Genomic DNA, 3,521 nt, shown 5'->3' with positions numbered 1-3,521 from the left:
AGGGTTTCCCCCATGCCGGCAACCGTGCCGGGGTTCATGGTTGGGATGGTCGCCGGCGCCTGTAGTGGGCCAGCCGGTGGGTGCATACAACAAACATGGTTCAGGTGGGATGACACCCTGGCCGAGGAAATTGCCGAACACACTGTTGGGTCCTGAGACAACAGGCCCGTTCGCTTCCCCTTCCTTTGTGGGGGTGGAAGACATCATCCCGTTGGGGGTGGTGGGGGTTGTTGTTGCCTCACCGGTTTTGGTGGTGGGGTGTGGTGTTTGATTTGTGGATAGTGGTTGCGAGCATCTAACGCGCAAGTGTGCACTCCGAATCTTCGGGTTCGGGGTTGTTGTTGTGTGTTGATGTGCAATTTTGATTCTTGTTTTCAATTGGTTTTTGTGCGTAAGTGTTTAAGGGCGCATGGTGGATGCCTTGGCATCAGAGGCCGATGAAGGACGTAGGAGGCTGCGATATGCCTCGGGGAGCTGCCAACCGAGCGTTGATCCGAGGATGTCCGAATGGGGAAACCCAGCACGAGTGATGTCGTGTTACCCGTATCTGAATATATAGGGTGCGGGAGGTAACGCGGGGAAGTGAAACATCTCAGTACCCGTAGGAAGAGAAAACAATTGTGATTCCGTTAGTAGTGGCGAGCGAACGCGGATGAGGCTAAACCGTATGCATGTGATACCGGGTAGGGGTTGTGTGTGCGGGGTTGTGGGACCCATGTTTCCAGTTCTACCTAGCTGGAGGGCAGTAAAAAAACGTCGTGGTTAACGGAAGTGGCTTGGGATGGCCTGCCGTAGAGGGTGAGAGTCCCGTACGTGAAAACCCGATGTCTGCCTTGCGTGGTGTTCCCGAGTAGCAGCGGGCCCGTGGAATCTGCTGTGAATCTGCCGGGACCACCCGGTAAGCCTGAATACCTTCTGATGACCGATAGCGGATTAGTACCGTGAGGGAATGGTGAAAAGTACCCCGGGAGGGGAGTGAAATAGTACCTGAAACCGTGTGCCTACAATCCGTCAGAGCCCTCCTTTGGTGGGGTGATGGCGTGCCTTTTGAAGAATGAGCCTGCGAGTCAGGGACATGTCGCGAGGTTAACCCGTGGGGGGTAGCCGTAGCGAAAGCGAGTCTGAATAGGGCGTATCCTTTTTGGTGTAGTGGCATGTTCTGGACCCGAAGCGGAGTGATCTACCCATGGCCAGGGTGAAGCGCGGGTAAGACCGCGTGGAGGCCCGAACCCACTTAGGTTGAAGACTGAGGGGATGAGCTGTGGGTAGGGGTGAAAGGCCAATCAAACTCCGTGATAGCTGGTTCTCCCCGAAATGCATTTAGGTGCAGCGTTGCGTGTTTCTTGCCGGAGGTAGAGCTACTGGATGGCCGATGGGCCTCACCAGGTTACTGACGTCAGCCAAACTCCGAATGCCGGTAAGACAAAAGCGTGGCAGTGAGACGGCGGGGGATAAGCTCCGTGCGTCGAGAGGGAAACAGCCCAGATCGCCGACTAAGGCCCCTAAGCGTGTGCTAAGTGGAAAAGGATGTGCAGTCGCGAAGACAACCAGGAGGTTGGCTTAGAAGCAGCCACCCTTGAAAGAGTGCGTAATAGCTCACTGGTCAAGTGATTGTGCGCCGATAATGTAGCGGGGCTCAAGCACACCGCCGAAGTCGCGGCATCCGTAAGGATGGGTAGGGGAGCGTCCTGCACCCGGTGAAGCAGCAGAGTGATCTAGCTGTGGAGGGTGTGGGAGTGAGAATGCAGGCATGAGTAGCGAATAGGCAAGTGAGAACCTTGCCCGCCGAAAGACCAAGGGTTCCTGGGGCAGGCCAGTCCGCCCAGGGTGAGTCGGGACCTAAGGCGAGGCCGACAGGCGTAGTCGATGGACAACGGGTTGATATTCCCGTACCCGTGTGTGTGCGTCCGTGATGAATCCATTGTGCTAACCATCCAAATGGCACGTGATGATCCTTTCGGGGATCACGTGTTGCCGGCTGCGTGGGACCCTGGTGGGTAGTAGTCAAGCGATGGGGTGACGCAGGAAGGTAGCCGTACCGGTCAGTGGTAATACCGGGGTAAGCCTGTAGGACGAACGATAGGCAAATCCGTCGTTCATATGTCTGAGAGGTGATGCATAGCCGAGTGAGGCGAATTCGGTGATCCTATGCTGCCAAGAAAAGCCTCTAGCGAGTGCACACATGGCCCGTACCCCAAACCAACACAGGTGGTCAGGTAGAGAATACCAAGGCGTACGAGTGAACTATGGTTAAGGAACTCGGCAAAATACCTCCGTAACTTCGGGAGAAGGAGGACCCACATGGCGTGTAAGCCCTTGCGGCCCAAGCGTGAGTGGGTGGCACAAACCAGTGAGAAGCGACTGTTTACTAAAAACACAGGTCCGTGCGAAGTCGCAAGACGATGTATACGGACTGACGCCTGCCCGGTGCTGGAAGGTTAAGAGGACCTGTTAACTCCTTCGGGGGTGAAGCGGAGAATTTAAGCCCCAGTAAACGGCGGTGGTAACTATAACCATCCTAAGGTAGCGAAATTCCTTGTCGGGTAAGTTCCGACCTGCACGAATGGCGTAACGACTTCTCAACTGTCTCAACCATAGACTCGGCGAAATTGCACTACGAGTAAAGATGCTCGTTACGCGCGGCAGGACGAAAAGACCCCGGGACCTTCACTACAACTTGGTATTGGAGTTCGGTACGGTTTGTGTAGGATAGGTGGGAGACTGTGAAACTCGCACGCCAGTGTGGGTGGAGTCATTGTTGAAATACCACTCTGATCGTATTGGGCTTCTAACCTCGGACCATATATCTGGTCCAGGGACAGTGCCTGGTGGGTAGTTTAACTGGGGCGGTTGCCTCCTAAAATGTAACGGAGGCGCCCAAAGGTTCCCTCAACCTGGACGGCAATCAGGTGTTGAGTGTAAGTGCACAAGGGAGCTTGACTGCGAGACGTACATGTCGAGCAGGGACGAAAGTCGGGACTAGTGATCCGGCACCCCCGAGTGGAAGGGGTGTCGCTCAACGGATAAAAGGTACCCCGGGGATAACAGGCTGATCTTCCCCAAGAGTCCATATCGACGGGATGGTTTGGCACCTCGATGTCGGCTCGTCGCATCCTGGGGCTGGAGCAGGTCCCAAGGGTTGGGCTGTTCGCCCATTAAAGCGGCACGCGAGCTGGGTTTAGAACGTCGTGAGACAGTTCGGTCTCTATCCGCCGCGCGCGTCAGAAACTTGAGGAAACCTGTCCCTAGTACGAGAGGACCGGGACGGACGAACCTCTGGTATACCAGTTGTCCCACCAGGGGCACCGCTGGATAGCCACGTTCGGACAGGATAACCGCTGAAAGCATCTAAGCGGGAAACCTCTTCCAAGACCAGGTTTCTCACCCTTTTAGAGGGATAAGGCCCCCCGCAGACCACGGGATCGATAGACCAGACCTGCACGCCCAGCAATGGGTTTAGGGAACTGGCACTAACCGGCCGAAAACTTACACACACCCAAAAAGAACCAATTGTGTGTAAA

The 3,521-nt window shown here is 55.5% G+C and carries 1 rRNA gene; it reads left to right on the top strand.

Annotated features, from left to right (window positions below):
• Positions 1-389: 389 nt before the first annotated feature.
• A 23S ribosomal RNA gene (locus M2432_RS27805) occupies positions 390-3,494 on the top strand.
• The last annotated feature ends 27 nt before the right edge of the window (positions 3,495-3,521 follow it).

This window comes from Mycobacterium sp. OTB74 (assembly GCF_029892685.1).
Classification (GTDB): Bacteria; Actinomycetota; Actinomycetes; order Mycobacteriales; family Mycobacteriaceae; genus Mycobacterium.
The sequence above is the reverse complement of the archived record's forward strand: the minus strand, read 5'-3'. Positions and strand labels throughout refer to the sequence as shown.